This window comes from Streptomyces malachitofuscus, assembly GCF_055571035.1.
On the sequence record NZ_JBVIGA010000043.1, the window covers coordinates 1 to 18,196 of the forward strand.

The 18,196-nt window shown below is 72.7% G+C and carries 17 protein-coding genes; 6 read left to right on the forward strand and 11 right to left on the reverse strand.

Annotated features, from left to right (window positions below):
• Positions 1–168: 168 nt before the first annotated feature.
• The 4 genes from ACZ44S_RS37120 to yczE all read right to left on the reverse strand — a co-directional run bounded on the left by ACZ44S_RS37120 (position 169) and on the right by yczE (position 3,648).
• Positions 169–543, reverse strand: coding sequence for an RNA polymerase-binding protein RbpA (locus ACZ44S_RS37120; RefSeq protein ID WP_003977404.1), 375 nt, complete (start codon positions 541–543; stop codon positions 169–171).
• 278 nt (positions 544–821) lie between these two features.
• Positions 822–2,168: an MFS transporter gene (locus ACZ44S_RS37125; RefSeq protein ID WP_466937480.1), complete on the reverse strand. Its 1,347-nt coding sequence runs from the start codon at positions 2,166–2,168 to the stop codon at positions 822–824.
• Positions 2,169–2,218: 50 nt separating this feature from the next.
• Positions 2,219–2,986 (reverse strand): glycerophosphodiester phosphodiesterase, encoded by a 768-nt coding sequence (locus ACZ44S_RS37130; protein WP_466937483.1) that lies wholly within the window; start codon positions 2,984–2,986, stop codon positions 2,219–2,221.
• Positions 2,983–3,648, reverse strand: a complete 666-nt coding sequence (yczE, locus tag ACZ44S_RS37135) for a membrane protein YczE (protein WP_466937485.1) — start codon at positions 3,646–3,648, stop codon at positions 2,983–2,985. The genes ACZ44S_RS37130 and yczE overlap by 4 nt, the downstream gene beginning before the upstream one ends.
• Positions 3,649–3,748: 100 nt before the next feature.
• On the opposite strand from yczE, the gene ACZ44S_RS37140 reads away from it, so the two are divergent.
• Positions 3,749–5,248 carry an SCO1417 family PLP biosynthesis transcription factor gene (locus tag ACZ44S_RS37140; protein WP_466937488.1) on the forward strand — a complete coding sequence of 500 codons (1,500 nt, stop codon included), beginning with the start codon at positions 3,749–3,751 and terminating at the stop codon, positions 5,246–5,248.
• Positions 5,249–5,460: 212 nt separating this feature from the next.
• On the opposite strand, the gene ACZ44S_RS37145 is transcribed toward ACZ44S_RS37140, so the two are convergent.
• On the reverse strand, positions 5,461–7,212 hold the full coding sequence (locus tag ACZ44S_RS37145) for a P-loop NTPase family protein (RefSeq protein ID WP_466937491.1): 1,752 nt from the start codon (positions 7,210–7,212) through the stop codon (positions 5,461–5,463).
• Positions 7,213–7,274: 62 nt separating this feature from the next.
• Positions 7,275–7,469, reverse strand: a complete 195-nt coding sequence (locus tag ACZ44S_RS37150) for a hypothetical protein (protein ID WP_030832645.1) — start codon at positions 7,467–7,469, stop codon at positions 7,275–7,277.
• 262 nt (positions 7,470–7,731) lie between these two features.
• Between ACZ44S_RS37150 and ACZ44S_RS37155 the strand changes: the two genes are divergently transcribed.
• Together ACZ44S_RS37155 and ACZ44S_RS37160 are read left to right on the forward strand one after the other, a co-directional pair.
• Positions 7,732–8,124 carry an ankyrin repeat domain-containing protein gene (locus ACZ44S_RS37155; protein ID WP_466937494.1) on the forward strand — a complete coding sequence of 131 codons (393 nt, stop codon included), beginning with the start codon at positions 7,732–7,734 and terminating at the stop codon, positions 8,122–8,124.
• 300 nt (positions 8,125–8,424) lie between these two features.
• Complete coding sequence (locus ACZ44S_RS37160) at positions 8,425–9,843, forward strand: HEAT repeat domain-containing protein (protein WP_466937497.1); 1,419 nt, start codon at positions 8,425–8,427, stop codon at positions 9,841–9,843.
• A gap of 490 nt (positions 9,844–10,333) precedes the next feature.
• On the opposite strand, the gene ACZ44S_RS37165 is transcribed toward ACZ44S_RS37160, so the two are convergent.
• Genes ACZ44S_RS37165 through ACZ44S_RS37185 form a run of 5 tightly spaced genes read right to left on the reverse strand, consistent with a single transcriptional unit; the run spans position 10,334 to position 14,784 of the window.
• Complete coding sequence (locus ACZ44S_RS37165; RefSeq protein ID WP_466937499.1) at positions 10,334–11,203, reverse strand: 5-oxoprolinase subunit C family protein; 870 nt, start codon at positions 11,201–11,203, stop codon at positions 10,334–10,336.
• Positions 11,200–11,829: a 5-oxoprolinase subunit B family protein gene (locus tag ACZ44S_RS37170; protein WP_466937502.1), complete on the reverse strand. Its 630-nt coding sequence runs from the start codon at positions 11,827–11,829 to the stop codon at positions 11,200–11,202. The genes ACZ44S_RS37165 and ACZ44S_RS37170 overlap by 4 nt, the downstream gene beginning before the upstream one ends.
• Positions 11,826–12,584, reverse strand: a complete 759-nt coding sequence (locus ACZ44S_RS37175; RefSeq protein ID WP_466937505.1) for a LamB/YcsF family protein — start codon at positions 12,582–12,584, stop codon at positions 11,826–11,828. The genes ACZ44S_RS37170 and ACZ44S_RS37175 overlap by 4 nt, the downstream gene beginning before the upstream one ends.
• A gap of 38 nt (positions 12,585–12,622) precedes the next feature.
• On the reverse strand, positions 12,623–13,435 hold the full coding sequence (locus tag ACZ44S_RS37180; RefSeq protein WP_466937551.1) for a putative hydro-lyase: 813 nt from the start codon (positions 13,433–13,435) through the stop codon (positions 12,623–12,625).
• A 29-nt stretch (positions 13,436–13,464) separates the two neighbouring features.
• Positions 13,465–14,784, reverse strand: coding sequence for an MFS transporter (locus tag ACZ44S_RS37185; protein WP_466937509.1), 1,320 nt, complete (start codon positions 14,782–14,784; stop codon positions 13,465–13,467).
• A gap of 133 nt (positions 14,785–14,917) precedes the next feature.
• On the opposite strand from ACZ44S_RS37185, the gene ACZ44S_RS37190 reads away from it, so the two are divergent.
• The 3 genes from ACZ44S_RS37190 to ACZ44S_RS37200 all read left to right on the forward strand — a co-directional run bounded on the left by ACZ44S_RS37190 (position 14,918) and on the right by ACZ44S_RS37200 (position 18,187).
• Positions 14,918–15,622, forward strand: coding sequence for a GntR family transcriptional regulator (locus tag ACZ44S_RS37190; RefSeq protein ID WP_466937512.1), 705 nt, complete (start codon positions 14,918–14,920; stop codon positions 15,620–15,622).
• A 104-nt stretch (positions 15,623–15,726) separates the two neighbouring features.
• Positions 15,727–17,253 (forward strand): hypothetical protein, encoded by a 1,527-nt coding sequence (locus ACZ44S_RS37195; protein ID WP_466937515.1) that lies wholly within the window; start codon positions 15,727–15,729, stop codon positions 17,251–17,253.
• Positions 17,254–17,305: 52 nt separating this feature from the next.
• Positions 17,306–18,187, forward strand: a complete 882-nt coding sequence (locus ACZ44S_RS37200) for a hypothetical protein (RefSeq protein ID WP_466937518.1) — start codon at positions 17,306–17,308, stop codon at positions 18,185–18,187.
• The last annotated feature ends 9 nt before the right edge of the window (positions 18,188–18,196 follow it).

Below are 18,196 nucleotides of genomic sequence, written 5' to 3' on the forward strand. Positions count from 1 at the left end.
CCCGCCTCGCCCGCGGCTCGTTCTGGGTGCTCTTTTTGCGGCGTGGAATGGATACGCCACAGAAAGGGGCCCCCCCCCCCCCCCCCCGCCGCCCCCCCCCCCCCCCCCCCCCCCCCACGGTCCTGTTATCGCTGTGCGCTGGTGCTTCCGCGCCCGCCCCCGGCGGGATCAAGCCGACTTTCGGCTGTCCCGGGGGTGAACCGCGATGTTCATCGCACCGGAACGCAGAACGGCGAGACGCTCCTCGAGGACCTCTTCGAGCTCCTCTCGGGTGCGCCGCTCCATCAGCATGTCCCAATGCGTACGCGCGGGCTTGGCCTTCTTCTCCTCGGGGCCGTCGCCGTCCACCAGGAGTGCCTGGGCACCGCAGACCTTGCACTCCCACTCGGGCGGGATCTCCGCCTCGACCGAGAAGGGCATCTCGAAGCGGTGCCCCTTCTCGCATGCGTACTCCACGGCCTGGCGCGGGGCCAGGTCGATGCCGCGGTCCGTCTCGTAGCTGGTCACCACGAGGCGCGTGCCGCGAAGAGCTCGCTCACTCATGAATCGTGCCTCCCGGGCTTGTCGCCCACAGGACAGGTGTCGCTGTCGTCGTCATCCGGTCAACGTCCGGTCGGCGGTAAAGATTCCCGTTCCGTGTCCCGTTCCGGGTCCTGCGTCGCCGTCGTAGCCGCAGCCTTGTCAACCATTGCAGTACCCACCGACGCCCGGTTTGTCACATCTGATAGCAGATGTCACACAGCGTTTCGGCATCTTTGACGCGCAGTAACGGTACGCCTGGCAGGCCAAACGCGTACACTACAGCCCTTTCGCGCCCAGTGCTAAATCCGTTCGGGAACCGGGTTGCCCGCGTCGGCGATCGCCCGTCGCACCGGCACCCGCGCGAGCAGTGCGAATCCCAGGACGAAGAAGCACACCAACGAGATGATCGCGTCCCGGTAACTGCCCGTGAGCTGGTAGGTGAGCCCGAACAGCAACGGGCCGAGCCAGCTCATCCCGCGGTCGCTCAACTCGTAGGCCGAGAAGTACTCGGCCTCCTTGCCCGGCGGCACGAGGTGCGAGAAGAGCGAGCGGGACAGTGCCTGACTCCCGCCGAGGACCAGGCCGATGCCGGCGGCCAGCACGAAGAACCACACGGGCGCCCCGGCCGGCAGGAAGTACCCCGCCCCCAGGGTCACCGTCCAGGCCACCAGGGAGCCCAGGATCGTGCGCTTGGCGCCGTACCGCCGGGCCAGCCGGCCCAGCGCCAGCGCGCCCGCCACCGCCAGCACCTGCACCAGCAGCACGGCGACGATCAGCGTCGACTGTCCGAGCCCCAGCTCCTTCGAGCCGTACACCGAAGCCTGTGAGATCACCGTCTGAATGCCGTCGTTGTAGACCAGGTACGCCAGCAGGAAGGCGAGCGTGAGCGGGCGCCGGCGCATGTCGCGGACGGTCGCCGCGAGCTGCCGGAAGCCCGGCAGCGCAGCCTCCCGCGCGGGAGTGCGGCGGTCGCGCAGCCGGCGCAGCGGCACCAGCGCGAAGGCGCCCCACCACAGGCCGGCCGACGCCAGACAGATGCGCACCGCCATGCTCTGGGAGACCCCGAAGCTTTCGTGACCGTTGTAGAGGACGAGGTTCAGGACGAGGACCAGCGCCCCGGCCGCGTAGCCGAAGGCCCACCCGCGCGAGGAGACCGCGTCGCGCTCCTCCGGCGAGGCGATCTGCGGAAGGTAGGAGTTGTAGAGCATCATCGCCACGGACTGCGCCGCGTTCGCCACGACCAGCAGCACACCGCCGAGCAGATACCGCTCGCCGTCGAGGAAGAACATGCCTGCCGTGGCCGCCGCCCCCGTGTAGGCCGCGGCCGCCAGCAGCGGCTTCTTCCGGCCCGTGCGGTCGGCGGCGGCCCCCACCAGCGGCATCACCAGCACGGCGAGGATCACCGACAGGGAGACCGCGTACGCGAAGAAGGATCCCGCGCGCACCGGGATGCCCAGCGGGTGGACGAAGCCCTCCGCGTCCGCCGCCGCCTCGGCGACCGACGTCAGATAGGGGCCGAGGAACACGGTGAGCACGCTCGTGGAGTACACGGAGCACGCCCAGTCGTAGACGTACCAGCCACGCTGTTCGCGTCGCCGACCGGCGACGTCGTCCCCCGCCGGTGACCGCACGGTGTCGGTGTCCACCCGCGCCTCGCTTCCCCGTGAACGCGCCGAGGCGACGGGGCGCGGGGGTCTCAGACCCAGATGCCGCGGTCCTCCATGACCTTGCGCAGTGTGTCGATGTGATCGGTCATGATGCCATCCACTCCCAGGTCCAGGAGCCGGTGCATCCGCTCGGGCTCGTTGACGGTCCAGACATGTACCTGCAGTCCGCGCGCATGGGCCGCCCGCACGAAGCGGTGGTCCACCACCCGCACCCCCGACTGCACCTCGGGCACCTGGGCGGCGACGGCCGACCGGCGCAGCGCGGCCGGCATCCCCCACGACCGCAGCCGGAGGTTCAGCACCCCCCGGGTGCCGTACGACGTGGCCAGCCGCGGCCCGGCCAGCCGCTGTGCCCGCACCACGCGGGCCTCGGAGAACGAGCCGACACAGATCCGGTCCCACGAGTCGGTGCGCTCGATCAGGTCCAGCAGGGGTGCCAGGGCCGGCTCGGCCTTCACGTCGATGTTCCAGCGCGTCTCGGGGAAGGTCTCCAGGAGCTCCTCGAACAGGGGGACCGGTTCCACGCCCGCCACGCGCGCGTGCGCCACGTCGCGCCACAGCAGGTCGGCGATCCGGCCCGCGCCGTCCGTCATCCGGTCGAGCGTCGCGTCGTGGAAGGCGACGAGCCGGCCGTCGCGCGTGGCGTGGACGTCGGTTTCGATGTACCGGTAGCCCGCCCCGACGGCGCACCGGAACTGCCGCACGGTGTTCTCCAGGCCGTCCGCCGCCCCGCCCCGGTGGGCGAAGGCGAGGGGGCCGGGATGGTCGAGATAGGGGTGGCGTATCCGCGGGGTCACGGACGCAGTATCGCGCACCGCGGCCGGCCACCGGCAACGACCTGGGTACCGTCGGATGCCGAGGGGACGGCGAAGACCCGCAGGAACAGCTGGGCGAGCGGGCCGATGGTCACCGCGTACAGCAGTGTGCCGACACCCACGGTGCCCCCGAGGACGAAGCCCGTGACCACCACCGTGATCTCGATGGCCGTACGGACCAGGCGGACCGACACCCCCGTGCGCCGGTTCAGTCCTGTCATCAGGCCGTCGCGTGGGCCGGGGCCGAAGCGCGCCGCGATGTACAGCCCGGTCGCCGCCCCGTTCAGCACGATGCCCGCCGCCATCAGGGACACCCGTACGGCCATGACGTGCGCGTCCGGCACCACGGCCAGCGTCGCGTCCATCGCCGCGCCGATCACCAGGACGTTGGAGACGGTGCCCAGGCCGGGCCGCTGACGCAGCGGGATCCACAGCAGCAGCACGGCCGCACCCGTGAGTGTCAGCACCACACCCATCGACAGCCTGGTCCGCTCGGACAGACCCTGGTGGAGCACGTTCCAGGGTTCGAGTCCGAGCCCCGACCGCACCAGCAGCGCCGAACTCGCGCCGTACAGCGCCAGCCCTGCGTACAGCTGGAACAGCCGGCGTCCGAGATGCCCGTGTTGGGACGAGTACCTGGCCAAAACGTGCCCCCCTGTGGTGGAAGTGGACCGATGCGTGACACCCTGTGGCTTGACTGGTCACGCCATCCATGGCCAATCCGGGGAAGGTGGACTGATTCTCATGGCGCAGTGGACTTCGGCGGTGGGGGCGGCGCAGCTCGCCCGGCTGCTCAACTCCCAGCAGGACCGTCCGGCCGGCCCCGGTACCCGGCGCCCGCCCGCCTACCGCGCGCTCGCCGACGGCATCCGCCTGCTGGTGCTGGAGGGGCGGGTGCCGGTCGCGGCGCGGCTGCCCGCCGAGCGGGAACTGGCGCTCGCGCTGTCCGTCAGCCGCACCACCGTCGCCGCCGCCTATGAGGCGCTGCGCGCCGAGGGCTTCCTGGAGTCACGACGCGGCGCGGGCAGCTGGACCGCGGTCCCGGCGGGCAACCCGGTTCCCGCGCGGGGACTGGAACCACTGCCGCCCGAGGCCCTCGGCTCGATGATCGACCTCGGCTGCGCCGCTCTCCCCGCCCCCGAACCCTGGCTCACCCGCGCCGTCCAGGGCGCCCTCGAGGAGCTCCCGCCGTACGCACACACGCACGGCGACTATCCCGCCGGGCTCCCCGCACTGCGGTCGATGATCGCGGACCGGTACACCGCGCGGGGCATCCCGACCATGCCCGAGCAGATCATGGTGACGACCGGTGCGATGGGCGCGATCGACGCCATCTGCCACCTTTTCGGCGGACGTGGCGAACGCATCGCCGTCGAGTCGCCGTCCTACGCCAACATCCTCCAGCTGATGCGGGAGGCCGGCGCGCGGCTCGTCCCCGTCGCCATGGCCGAGGGCCTGACCGGCTGGGACATGGATCGCTGGCGCCAGGTGCTGCGCGAGGCGGCCCCCCGCATCGCGTACGTCGTCGCCGACTTCCACAACCCGACCGGTGCGCTGGCCGACGAGGACCAGCGGCGCCGACTGGTGGACGCGGCCCGCTCGGCGGGGACGGTGCTGGTCGCCGACGAGACGATGAGCGAGCTGTGGCTCGACCCGGACGTGGAGATGCCGCGCCCGGTGTGCGCCTTCGACCCGGCCGGGTCCACGGTGATCACGGTCGGCTCGGCGAGCAAGGCCTTCTGGGCCGGGATGCGCATCGGCTGGGTCCGCGCGGCACCGGATGTGATCCGCAGCCTCGTCGCCGCCCGCGCGTACGCCGATCTGGGCACGCCCGTCCTGGAACAGCTCGCCGTGAACTGGCTGTTCGGGACGGAGGGCTGGGAGCAGGCGGTGGAGATCCGGCGGGCCCAGGCCCGGCAGAACCGGGACGAACTGGTGAGCGCGGTACGGCGGGAGCTGCCCGACTGGGAGTTCGAGGTGCCGCGGGGCGGCCTCACCCTGTGGGTGCGCACCGGCGGGCTCTCCGGCTCGCGGCTGGCCGAGGCGGGAGAGCGGGTCGGCGTGCGGGTGCCGTCCGGACCCCGCTTCGGAGTCGACGGGGCGTTCGAGGGCTACGTGCGGCTGCCGTTCACCGTGGGCGGCGCCGTGGCCGAGGAAGCGGCCGTACGTCTGGCCGCGGCAGCCCGGGTCGTGGAGTCCGGCGGCACGTCGGGCGCGGAAGCACCACGCACGTTCGTGGCGTAGTCCGAGGCGAGAGGCGCACGGCCGTCCGCCCACGGAGCGAGGCCGGAAGAACCGCCGCTCGACCGGAGCGGTCCCGCCCCGGCCCGGCACCGCAGACGTGCGCGGACCGGCGGCTCCGGCTCGCCCTGTCTGCGTCCGTCACGGCGCGCCCGGGCGCGGGCACCGCTGCCACCCGGTCGGCGCAGCCGTCGACGGGCCCCGGCCGGGCGGGCTCAGGAGGACTCGGCGACCGCCGCTTCGGCGGGCACGGCCTCGCCGGAGACCGGATCGGCGGCACCGACGTCGGACGTCGTGCGCTGAGCGGACCCTCCGGACTCGGCGGGCACCTTCTCCGTCGTCACCTTGTCCAGGCGCACGGACTCCGTGGCCAGGCGCACGGACTCCGTGGGCACCGCCCCCGGTTGCGCCGCCTCCGGCTCCAGGCGCTCCGGCTCCTCGTCCGCCGGTGTCGTCCGGGGTGGCAGCAAATCCATGACCGCCTGGCGGTGGGTGTCGCTCGTCGCGTCGTCGTACGGGTCCGGCGTCGCCGGCACCTGGAGGCGGTGCACCGGCCCCGTACCCAGGCGGGCGTACCCGCGTCCCGGCGGGACCTGGTCGACCGGGGTGGTGTGCGGAGGAGCGCCCAGGACGGCCGTCAGCTGCTCCGCCGTCGCGGGGCCGAGGACGACACGCGCGCGCGTGTGCTGCCGTACCGGATCACTGAGGGCCTCAAGGCTGTCGAACTGTTCCGCGACCACCACGGTGACGTTCGCCGGGCGGCCGTGCCGCAGCGGGACCTGGAGCAGCGACTGGGGATCCTTACGGCCGTCCGCGTCGGCCAGGTGCGTGAACGCGCTCGGCCGGTCCAGCAGCAGCCACAGCGGACGCCTGGTGTCCTCCGGCGGAGGATCGCCGGCCTGATGGGCACGGTTCGCGGCGATCAGCCGGCGCTCCGTCTCGTGCGCGGCCCACTCCAGACTCGTCAGCGCCCCGGCCAACCCGCACTCGACGGCCAGCACGCCGTCCCGGCCGGTGAGGCAGGCGTACTCGCCGGTGCCCCCGCCGTCGACGATCACCACGTCGCCGTGGTGGAGAGCCTGCAGGGCGATGGAGCGCAGCAGCGTGGAGGTGCCGCTGCCCGGCTGGCCGACGGCGAGCAGATGGGGTTCGGTGGAGCGGACGCCGGTGCGCCAGACGACGGGCGGCACGTCGCGCTGCTCCTCGCCGTGCACCCCGTGGGTGAGCGGCAGTGTCCGCTGCACCCGGATGGGGTCGGTGAAGCCGAGGACCGTCTCGCCGGGGGCCGTGACGAAGGGCTGCGCGGCGATGTCCGTGGGCAGGGGGGCGAGGACGCGGACGGTGAGCTGGTTGCCCTCCTCGTCCCACGCGAAGTGGTACTCGCGGCCCCGGCCCGACTTGGCGCCGAGCAGATGCTCGATCCGCGCGCGTGACTCCGGCTCGCCGTCGGTGAAGTAGGCGGGGTACGTGATCACCAGGTGGGTGACGCGGCCGTTGCCGTCGAACTCGTACTCGGAGAAGGCCTTCCCCCAGTCGCCGCCGTGGGCGTAGAGCGGTTCCGGGTCCTCGGCGGTCGAGAAGTACGGGACCAGAGCCTCGTAGAGCGACCTCAGACGCTGGGTCTGCGACGGGTCCGGCCCGTTGGGCGTGGCGGGGGCGCGGTCCCGGCCCTGCCAGGCGGCCGCCGCCATCAGGCCGATGACGGCGAGCAGCGGGCCGTACGGCGCGAGCGCCACGACCAGCACCACCGACGCCGTCAGGAAGAGCAGCGCGCCGCGCCGGTCCTTCGGCGTGTCGGCCCACCTGCGCCGCCCGGCCGAGGCCAGCCGGCGCAGACCGCGCGTGATGGTGATCAGCGGGTGGAGGACATCCGTGGCGCTGTCCGCCGCCGCCTTGGCCAGCTCCCGGCTCCGGGCGAGCTGTGCGCTGCCGTTGCTCAGAATGCGGGGGAGGGGGCGCCGGGCCACTGCTGTCTCCAGAGGGTCGTACGGGCGGGCGGGGCAAGATCGTGGTCGTGTTCGTGGACGGATCAGAATTTGAAGCCGCCCAGGAGGCCGGCCAGACTTTCGCCGCCCGCCTTGATGCTGGGTGCGATGGCCGTGCTGGCCAGATAGAAGCCGAACAGCATCGCCACCAGGGCGTGCGACGCCTTCAGTCCGTCCTTGCGGAAGAAGATGAAGACGACGACGCCGAGCAGCACCACGCATGAGATCGAGATGATCATGTGAGTTCTCCTGGTTCACGGGGACAGTCACCATGAGTACTTCCAGGATCACAGAATGTATCTATACGATAAAAGGTGCAACTGGGTGGATTTTTGTCGATTACCCCCGGACGGGCCTGCCGTGATCTTTACCGCCGGCGCATCAGGTCATGTGCCGCGCGAGCCAGTACGCTGGCGATTCACCCGTACGGCTCTGCACCGCTCGCAGACGTACGTCCTGTCCCCGATGCGTGAAGCACGTGCAGTGAGAGGCGGTCCGGCGATGACTGAAGCCCCCGACCCCGAGGTCGTGGAGCTGGCGACCAAGATCTTCGACCTGGCCCGGCGCGGCCGGACCGAGGAGCTCGTGGCCTACGTCGACGCGGGTGTGCCTGCCGACCTCACCAACGACCGCGGCGACTCGCTCGTGATGCTCGCCGCCTACCACGGCCACGCCGAGGCGGTGCGCGCGCTGCTCGAGCGCGGGGCCGACGCCGACCGCGTCAACGACCGGGGTCAGACACCACTCGCGGGGGCGGTCTTCAAGGGTGAGACCGAGGTGATCCGAGCCCTGCTGACGGGCGGCGCCGATCCGTCCGCCGGCACCCCCTCGGCCGTCGACACGGCCCGGATGTTCGGCCGTACGGAACTGCTCGAGCTGTTCGGCGAGCGCTGAGCGAGCCGCTCCGACCAGCGAAGACACGGAAAACGGGGGAGGCGGTACAGGGCCGCCGAAATTTCGGTCGCGGTAGATGTGACCGCCGGGTCATCATGACGACGTGATTCACGGACGCGATGGCTGGGCAGGTGTTGCCGCACCGCGCGGGCCGTGATGCGGTCCGCATGGGCCACCGACGAGAGGCAGAGAGAGATGGTCTACAGCAAGCAGGAAACGGCGGGCGCACCGACGTGTTGTCACGCGGCCAGGTAAGGCACGTCCCCGGTTGCGTCGACGCTTGATGTGAGGCTGTTTCCCATGTTCGATCCGGTCATAGCGCCCAGCAGTACGCTGCTCGGCCTGCTCCAGCGGGGCCGCGGTGACGGCACGCTGCACGCGCTCACCGCCCCGCGCTCCGAAGCGCTCGCGGCGCTGAACCACTGTGTGCTGCGCGACCCGCGCCACGACTGGCAGGTGGAGAACCGCTCCCTCTACTACGCCCGCCTCTACCTCGATCTGCACGGTGAACTGGACGCGATCGAGTCCCACCTCTTCGATCCCGAGGACATCGTCGACAGCGACGAGTCACGCACCGGACTCGCCCTCGCCGTCCTCGGCCATCTCGCCTCCTACGGCCGGCGCGACGCCCTCGCACTGTTGCGCAGGTACGCGGCCCACGGCACCAACTGGGCCTGGGCCCTCGACGAACTGGCGCTCAGGGACGACGACGCGGGCCTGCGCGCCCTGGCCGCCCCCGTCCTCGCGCGGTTCACCACCGACGCCGAGGGCGAGGCGGAGCTGGCCGCCACCGTCCGCGACGCCTTCGAACCACGGCCCTGGCGGCTATGGGCCGACGATCCGCGCGAATCCATCGCCACGCGCGTGCGTGCCGCCCAGGAGGCCGGCTGTTTCGACCGGTGGCAGCGGCAGATGCGCCCCAGCGGCCCCCGCCCCGGCTGGAGCGTGCAAGCGGTGTTCGAATGGGCTCAGCAGGGCATCGAACGCGGCGCCGCGCTCCATGTCCCGGCCGCCCGGTGTCTCGGCGCCGTGGCGGGCCCCGAGGACCGGCCCGAGATCGTCCGGGCCGCCGAGGACGGCACCGAGGGAGCCCGCTGCACCGCCCTGCGGTACCTGGCCGACACCAACGATCCCGACGCCCTGACGCTGATCGAGCGCGCCGTGGCCACCGGCTCCGCGCCCGTCGTGGAAGCCGCCGTCGACGCCTTCGAACGCATGCGCAGTCTCGCCGCCGTCGACCGCGCGCGCGGCTGGGCCCGCCGGCCCGATCCGCTGGGCGCCGCCGCCGGCCGCGTCCTCGCCTGCCGGGGCGGCCTGCAGGACCGTGACCCGGTCCTCGCCGCGCTCCGGGAGGCGGTGCGGGGCGAGGGGCCCGACGCCCCCACCCTGTGGACACTCGTCGACGGTGCCGGCCGTCTCGGCATCACCTGTGCCGCGCCCGTGCTCCGCCACATCTACCGTGAGACCGCCTCCTCCCACCTGCGCGGCAGGGCCGCCCGCGCCCTCGCCGCGACCGATCCCTCCTTCGGCACCGGCTTCGCCGTCGAGTGCCTGTGGGACTGCGAGGAGACCACCCGCGAGATCGCCGCCCGGCACGCCGAGACCGGTGACACCCGGGTCGTCGACCGTCTGCGCCGCCTCGCCGCCGACCCGGCCGAGGAGGCCGAGGTGCAGACCGCCGTACGGAGCCGCATCGGCCCCGAGGAAACCGCCGTGTAACCCCCGCGCACGCGATGGCCCACCCTGGGCGCCCGAGCCTGCCCCGCGCGGGGGCGTACCCGCCGGACGTGCCCTTGAGACCCGTGCAGGATGTCTTCCCGGCGCACGCTCCGGGCGTTCCCGTCGTCGCGTCCGCCCCGTCCGGGCGTGGTGGCCGGCGAGGCGGCCGTCCCGCCGGTGCGTCCGCGGCGCCGCGACGTCCCTCGCCCGAGCCGGCCCTGCGCGGGGGCGCACTTGCCGGTGCTGCCCTGGGGTACGTGCTGGACGGGCGCACGCGTGGTCCTGTCTCCAGGACACGTGCAGCGCCTCCGCTCTGACCCCGCCCCCGTCGTCGCGTCCGCCCCGTCCGGGCGTGGTGGCCGGCGAGGCGGCCCTCCCGCCGGCGCGTCCGCGGCCCCTCCCGCACCCGCCTGCCCCGGCCGCCGACGAAACGCCCCTCACCGCGCGGGGCACGAGCACCGGCTGCCCTGCGCGCCTGCGCGCTGCAGACTCAGCGGCGGCGTACGGCGAGGAAGCGGATCGGGGTGCCGGGGCGTGCCTGGGCGGCGGCCGGGAGGTCGGCGGGGCGGACGACGGCGATCACCGGGTAGCCCCCCGTCGTCGGATGGTCGGCCAGGAAGACCACCGGTGTGCCGTCCGGCGGTACCTGGACGGCGCCCAGCACCATGCCCTCGCTGGGAAGTTCGTCCTCCCTGGCCCGTTCCAGGGCCGGTCCGGCCGTACGCAGTCCGATGCGGTTGCTCGCGGGCGACGCGTGGTACGTGCGGGACGTCAGGAAATGCACGGCATCTGAGGTGAACCAGTCGTCGCGCGGACCTGGGGTCACGCGCAGCACGAGCTCCGCCGGGGGCGCCGGCTGCGGGGCGACGTCCACGCGCGTGTGGCCCTCGCGCGGCGTCCCGAGGGGGAGCACGGCACCGTCCGTGAGGGGGGCCGGGCCGAGACCCGAGAGCAGGTCGGTGGAGCGGCTGCCGAGCACCGGTTCGACGGCGATCCCGCCGGAGACGGCCACATAGGAACGCACCCCGCGGACCGCCGCCCCGACGTCCAGCACGGACCCCGCACGCACCCGTACGGGCGCGCCCCAGGCGACCGGACGGCCGTCCACGGCGACGGGGCATGGTGCCCCGGTGACCGCCACCGTGACCGTCGAACGGGGGCGGACGGAGCAGCCGTTGAGGGTCGTCTCCAGGACGGCCGTGTCCGGTGCGTTGCCCGCCAGCCGGTTGGCGAGCGCCGCGGCGGGCCCGTCCAGAGCCCCGGAGCGGGACACCCCGAGGTGGGCATGGCCGGGGCGGCCCCGGTCCTGCACGGTGGTCAGGGCCCCCGCGCGGACGACGGCGAGTGCACGGTCCGTCATGCCGTCGGCTCCTGAGACGCCACGGGGACGAAGCGCACACGCGTGCCGGGGGACAGCAGAGCCGCCGGCACGCGCGCGTGGTCCCACAGCACGAGGTCGGTGGTGCCGATCAGCTGCCAGCCGCCCGGTGAGGAACGCGGGTACACGCCCGTGTAGGGCCCGGCGAGGGCCACCGATCCGGCGGGGACAGCGGTGCGCGGAGTCGGCCGGCGCGGCACGTCGTAGCGCGACGGCAGGCCGGTGAGGTACCCGAAGCCGGGCGCGAATCCGCAGAACGCGACGCGGAACTCGACGCCCGCGTGGACACGGGCCACCTCCCGCGCGGGAACGCCCCAGTGCGCGGCGACATCGGCGAGGTCCGGGCCGTCGTACCGCACCGGGATCTCGACCGTCTCCGTGGCGCGCGGGGGTAGCGGCGGCAGTTCGAGGGCGGTCAGTTCGGCGGCCAGCCGGGCGGGCTCCGGCAGGCCGTCGAGCAGCACGGTGCGTGCCGCCGGGACCACCTCGCGGGCCGGCAACGAGCCCTCCGCGCGGCGCCGCAGCAGTTCCGCGTGGAGCGCCTGTGCCTCGTCCCCCGAGGAGACCTCGACGAGCAGGGCGTCCTCGCCGACGGGCAGCACCCTCATGCGAAGGCCTCCACCCTGACCCCGGACGTCTCCAGCGCGGCACGCACCCGTCGCGCCAGATCCACCGCGCCGGGCGTGTCGCCGTGCAGGCACAGCGAGCGCGCCCGCACCTCGACGCGTCGCCCCGACAGCGCGTCCACCTCCCCGTGCCGGGCCAGTCCCACCGAACGGGCCACGACGGACTCCGCGTCGGTGACCACCGCGCCCTCCTGATGACGGGGCACCAGCGTGCCCTCGTCCGTGTACGCCCGGTCGGCGAACGCCTCGGACACCATCGGAAGACCCGCCTTCCCGGCCAGCTCCAGCAGACGGGAGCCGGGCAGTCCGAGCAGGGGCAGCGTGGGATCCGCGAGGACCACCCCGTCGACGACCGCGCGAGCCTGCTCCTCGTCCCCCACCACCCGGTTGTACAGCGCCCCGTGCGGTTTGACGTAGGCCACACGGGCACCCGCGGCGCGCGCGAACACCTCCAGGGCGCCGATCTGATAGGCCACCTCGGCCGCCAGCTCGGCGGACGGCACGTCCATCGCGCGCCGTCCGAAGCCCGCCAGGTCCCGGTAGGAGACCTGGGCGCCGATCCGCACCCCCCGCTCGGCGGCGAGCTCGCAGACCCGGCGCATGGTGGCCGCGTCCCCGGCGTGGAAGCCGCAGGCCACATTGGCGCTGGTGACGACGGACAGCAGCCGCTCGTCGTCGGTGAGCCGCCAACGGCCGAAGCCCTCGCCGAGGTCGGCGTTCAGATCGATCGAGGTCATGAGTGCGTCGTTTCTCCTGATTCGTGCGCACGGTTGCGTCATGCCACGCGGAACTGTTCGTCCCGGGCGTCGCTGAGGAACATCTGTCCCGGTGCGTGTGTGATGGCGAACGGCGGGCGGGAGGCCATGACCGCGGCCTGCGGGGTCACTCCGCAGGCCCAGAACACCGGAATGTCGTCCGGCTCGAAGCCCACCGGGTCGCCGAAGTCCGGGCGGCCGAGGTCGTCGATGCCCAGCCCGAAGGGGTCGCCGCAGTGCACGGGCCCGCCGTGCACCGCCGGGAGCAGGCTGCTCTCCCGGATCGCCGCGGAGAGCAGCCCGGGCGGCACCGGCCGCATGGACACCACCATCGGCCCGCTCAGCCGCCCCGCCGGACGGCACTGCCAACTCGTCACGTACATGGGAACGTTGCGGCCCTGCTCGACGTGCCGGGCGGGAACTCCCGCCGCCGACAGCGCCCACTCGAAGGTGAAGCTGCAGCCGATCAGGAACGACACCAGATCGGCGCGCCAGTGCGCCCGGACGTCCGTCGGCTCGTCCACCAGCTCCCCGTGTTCCCACACCCGGTAGCGCGGCAGGTCGGTGCGCAGGTCGGCGCCGTCGGCAAGGATGGTGGTCACGGCTCCGGCGTCGGTGACGTCCAGGACCGGGCAGGGCTTGGGGTTGCGCTGGCAGAACAGCAGCATCTCGTACGCCCAGTCGGCGGGGACCGAGATCAGGTTGGCCTGCGTGTGTCCCGCGGCGACCCCGGCCGTGGGACCCGCCAGGCCCTCACGGAAGCGGGCGCGCGCCGCGCGGGGGCTCCACGCGTGAGCGTGCTCGTCGGTCAGGGTCACCGGTCGGTCGTCCATGGAGGTCGGCGTGGCGTCTTCGCTGTGGTTCACTCCAGCTCCTTCCCGCGCGTCTCCGGCAGCCCCAGCAGCGCCAGCGCCGCGAGGCCGTAGCCGATCGCCCCGAAGACCAGCGCCCCGCCCACGCCCCAGCTGTCGGCCAGGAAGCCGACCGTCGTGGGGAAGACGGCGCCCACGGCGCGCCCGGTGTTGTACGTGAAGCCCTGTCCCGTGCCGCGCACCGCTGTCGGGTACAGCTCGCTCAGGTAGGAGCCGAAGCCGCTGAAGATGGCCGACATGCAGAACCCGAGCGGGAAACCGAGCACCAGAACAAGGGTGTTGGCGCCGCTGGGGATGTTGGTGTACGCCAGGACGCACACCGCCGAGAGCAGGGCGAACAGCCAGATGTTGCGCCGGCGGCCCAGCCGGTCGGTGAGGTAGCCGCCGGTCAGGTAGCCGATGAAGGCACCCGAGATCAGGAACGTCAGATAGCCGCCGGTGCCCACGACCGACAGGTCGCGCTCCGTCTTCAGATACGTCGGCACCCATGTGGCCAGGGTGTAGTAGCCGCCCTGGACGCCGGTGGACAGCAGCACGGCGAACACCGTGGTGCGCAGCAGCCCGGTCGATCCGGGCCGGTCCGGCTGGAAGATCGCCGAGAACGAGCCCCTCCGGGCGCTCTTCTCCCGCGCCGCGGCCGCCTCGGGCGCGTCCTGCACACTGCGCCGTATCCACACCACGAGCAGCGCGGGCAGCGCACCGGTCCAGAACAGCACGCGCCAGGCCAGGTCGTCGTCCACCAGGGAGAAGACCATCGTGTACACGATCACGGCCAGCGCCCAGCCCACGGCCCAGGAGCTCTGGACCGCCCCGAGGGTACGGCCGCGGTGCCGGGCGCTCGCGTACTCGGCGACCAGGATCGCGCCGACCGCCCACTCACCGCCGAAGCCGAGTCCCTGAAGCGCCCGGAACACCAGCAGTGTCTCGTAGTTGGGCGCGAAGCCGCAGGCCACGGTGAACACCGCGTAGGTGATCACGGTCAGCAGCAGCGCCTTCACCCGGCCGATGCGGTCCGCCAGCACACCCGCGAGGGCGCCGCCGACCGCCGAGACCACCAGGGTGACGGTCGTCAGCAGGCCGGTCTGGCCGCTGTTCAGACCGAAGTACGCCGACAGCGCGACCATGGTCAGCGGCAGCGTGAAGTAGTCGTACGAATCCAGGGCATAGCCGCCGAAAGCGCCGCCGAAAGCGCGCCGGCCGCGCGGCCCCAGTGCGCGCAGCCAGCCCAACGCCCCGTCGTCTGCGGTGCTTTCGGGCGATACGGGGCGTGGTTTGTCGGTCAGGGCCTTGGGTGGAGGGGTCGCGCTCATGGGCACCTCGCAGAGGGAGGACGGAGGGCGCGGGAAGAAGTGAGCCGTGCCGTGCGCAGCAAGGTAGAGGATCGTTGAACGATCCTTCAATACCCGTGTTGTCTCGTCCTTCGGTGTGCGATTGAATTCCGGCATGACGGAGCAGTTGAGCGGACTGGCCGACGACCGTGCCCTGTTGGGCCGCACCAGTACCGCCGAGCGGGTCGCGGACATCCTCAGAAGCCGGATCGCCGAGGGGTACTTCCCGCCCGGGACCCGGCTGTCGGAGGACAGCATCGGCGGGGCCCTCGGCGTGTCGCGCAACACACTGCGCGAGGCGTTCCGCCTGCTCACGCACGAGCGGCTGCTCGTCCACGAACTCAACCGCGGTGTGTTCGTCCGGGTGCTGACCGTCGAGGACGTCGAGGACATCTACCGCACCCGGCGGCTCGTCGAATGCGCCGTGGTGCGCGGACTGGGCGACCCGCCCTACGCGCTCGACGCGCTCGCTGCCGTGGTGGCACAAGGACGCCGGGCCGCGCGCGAAGGTGACTGGAAAGCAGTGGGTACGGCCAATATCCACTTCCACCGGGAGCTGATCGCGCTCGCCGGGAGCGAGCGCACGGACGAACTGATGCGCAGCGTCTTCGCCGAACTGCGGCTGGCCTTCCATGTGGTGGACGAGCCCAAGCGGCTGCACGAACCGTACATCGCACGAAATGTCGCTATTCTCGAGGCCCTTCAGGCGGGCCAACGGGAGAAGGCCGAAGAGCTGCTCGCTGCGTACCTCGACGTGTCCCTGGAACGCGTGGTGGAGGTGTACCGGCGCCGGGTGGGGGAGGAGGGGCAGGGCGACTGACCCGTCCGCGGCCGGTGCGTGCGACGACGGTGTGACAACCGTGACGCCGGGGCCCATCTGCCTCGTTTGGGTTGTTGTCAGACCGAGGACCTAGTCTGTGCACCGTGACCTCGCCTTCATCGACGGACAGCGTTCCGCCCCAGCTCAGCGCGGGGCCGCGGCCCGCGCCGGGCCCGGCCGCCGACGAGGGGCTGGCGCGGCGGCTGCGCGCGCTCGCCTGCACCGCGCCGCTGCACGACCTCGACGTGCGCAAGGCCAACCTGGCCGGTGAGTACTCGGTGTACGGCATGGCGGAGATCGCCCTCGCCGCCATCGACCTGGTCACGCTCAACATGGACTTCGACACCGGCGCCGACCACGACCAGATCGTCGCCCGGCTCATCCCGCGCATCGCCGCCCAGGCCCCGCGCCGTCCCGCCGCCGAACACGAGCGGGTGGCCCGCTGGGTCCTGGAGAACCTGATCAACGTCGGCAGCGTCGACCGTGGCTTCCGCGCGGTGTACGGCGTGTTCGGGGCGGACGGCACCTATGTGCGCCGCGACTACGACTTCAAGCTGGTCGAAGAGGTCCCCGGACCCGGCGGCACGGTGTATCTGCGGACCACGGACGAGGCGGTCAACGTCCTCGTCGGTGCCCTGGACACCGACGTCACCAGCGCGCAGATCGCCGCCGAGGTCAAACTGGAGGTGCTGATCAGCCGGGGCCGCCTCGCCGACGCCCAGCTCGCCGCCGAACAGGCCCGCTACCGCACCGTCCAGTACTCCGAGATCCTGCGCCGGGCGTTGGAGGCCACCCGCCGCAATGTCCGCGCGGTGGACTGGCTGAGCGCCGTGCCCGACATGATCGCCGAAGCCCTCGACCACGTGGCGGACCGGTACCGCCACGAGAACGCGATCCTCACCAACATCCGCAAGGCCCGCGACGAGTCCGAGGAACCCGAGCACAAGCGCCGCGCGGCCGAGCTGGTGGACATCGTCAAGGACTGCATCCGGCGCCACACGCAGCTGCAGTCCCGGCTGCTGGAGGCCGGCCCGCTGTTCCGTGCCGAACAGGACCGGCAGGCGTTCGCCACCCCCATGGCCACCTCCGGGACCGATCTCTACGGCCACCTCCTCGCGCCCCTGCTCCCCCTGCCCGTCGAGCGGGCGGCCCGGGTCACCGACGCCTTCTTCGCCCACGGCACCGGACTGCGCACCCCGGTGTCCGTCCGGGTCGCCGACCTCGTCGACATACTGCTGACACCCCCCGTGGAGCGGGAACACCTCGGCGCCGAGATGCCGGAGCCCGATCTGATCGCCACGCCCGACGACAGCCGTTTCAGCGAGGAGCAGCTCGCCGCAGCCACCGAGCTGCTGGACCTGCCGGCCGACGCGCCGCGCCGGCTGTCGGGGCTGCTCGCCGAAGCCCGTCGCCAGGACCCCGAACTGCCCTACCTGGTCGCCCTGCTGGCCATCCACGCCGCCAGCCCCCCGGTCGGGACCGCCTACCGCCAGGGCGAACGCAAGCTGCTGTTCGCCGTGGACGACGGCACCGACCTCGACGACCCCGAGTTCGGCGGCGCCGACCTCATCGTGGGCACGGCCCTGCTGGACGCGGCGGGTATGGCCGCGGACCGGACGGAGGCGGCATGACCGCGCGAGCAGCAACCCGTACCGACGTTTCCCACAGCGAGGAGTCCCGACCGTGACCGAGCACGTCGAGTGGAGCGAGCCGGAGGCCCCGGCCGTACCGGCGAGCGCCGCCGTCACGCCCGCCGACGCCGCCGACGCGGCGCGGCTCGTCGCCTTCGGCCTCCAGCCAAAGCTCCAGCCCGCGCGCGACCAGGAGTACGCCGACCTGCTGCGCCGCTACCGCGAGGACCCGCCGTTCGCGAGGCTCGCCGACGCCGTGGCCACGGGCCTGGGACTGATCGTGCTGGAGGTGTCGCCGCGCGCGGGCATGGCCGTCACCGCCGCCGAGGACTCCGTCTTCGCCGTCCGCATGGGCGACTACGCGCGCCGCACCTCCGCCGACGGCGGCGACCGGTTCCTGCACGGACTCGCCCACCTCGCCGTCGCCGCCATGGCCTTCCCCCGCCCCGAGGACCTCGCCGACGACGGCTACATCGGCCGCGTCACGGTCAACGGCGTGGACGCCTTCGTCCGCCAGGCCTGCCACCGCCTGGAGGAGCGGGCCGCCGAACAGGGTGAGAACACCGACCCGGCCAGCGACGCCCCCGGCCTGGAGGCCGCCTGGCGGATCTGGGCCAGACGCAGCGCGACCGGCGCCACCAAGGACGCGCGCCGTCTCGCGGGCTCCACCACCGGTATCGTCGCCAAGGCCGTCACCTTCCTCACCGACTCCGGCTTCCTGCAGCGCACCGGCGACGACAACGGCGGCACCTACCGCACCACGGCCCGCTACCAGCTCCAGGTCCGGGACCTGGCGGGCAGCGCTGCCCTGGCCGAACTGCTGGAACTGGGCGTCGTCCCGGTCACCGACGGCACGCCCACCCTGCTGCCGCCCCAGGACGCCGACGACCTGGAACTGGTCGCCGACGCCGGCCTGCCGTTCCACTCCGCCTGACCCCCCCCA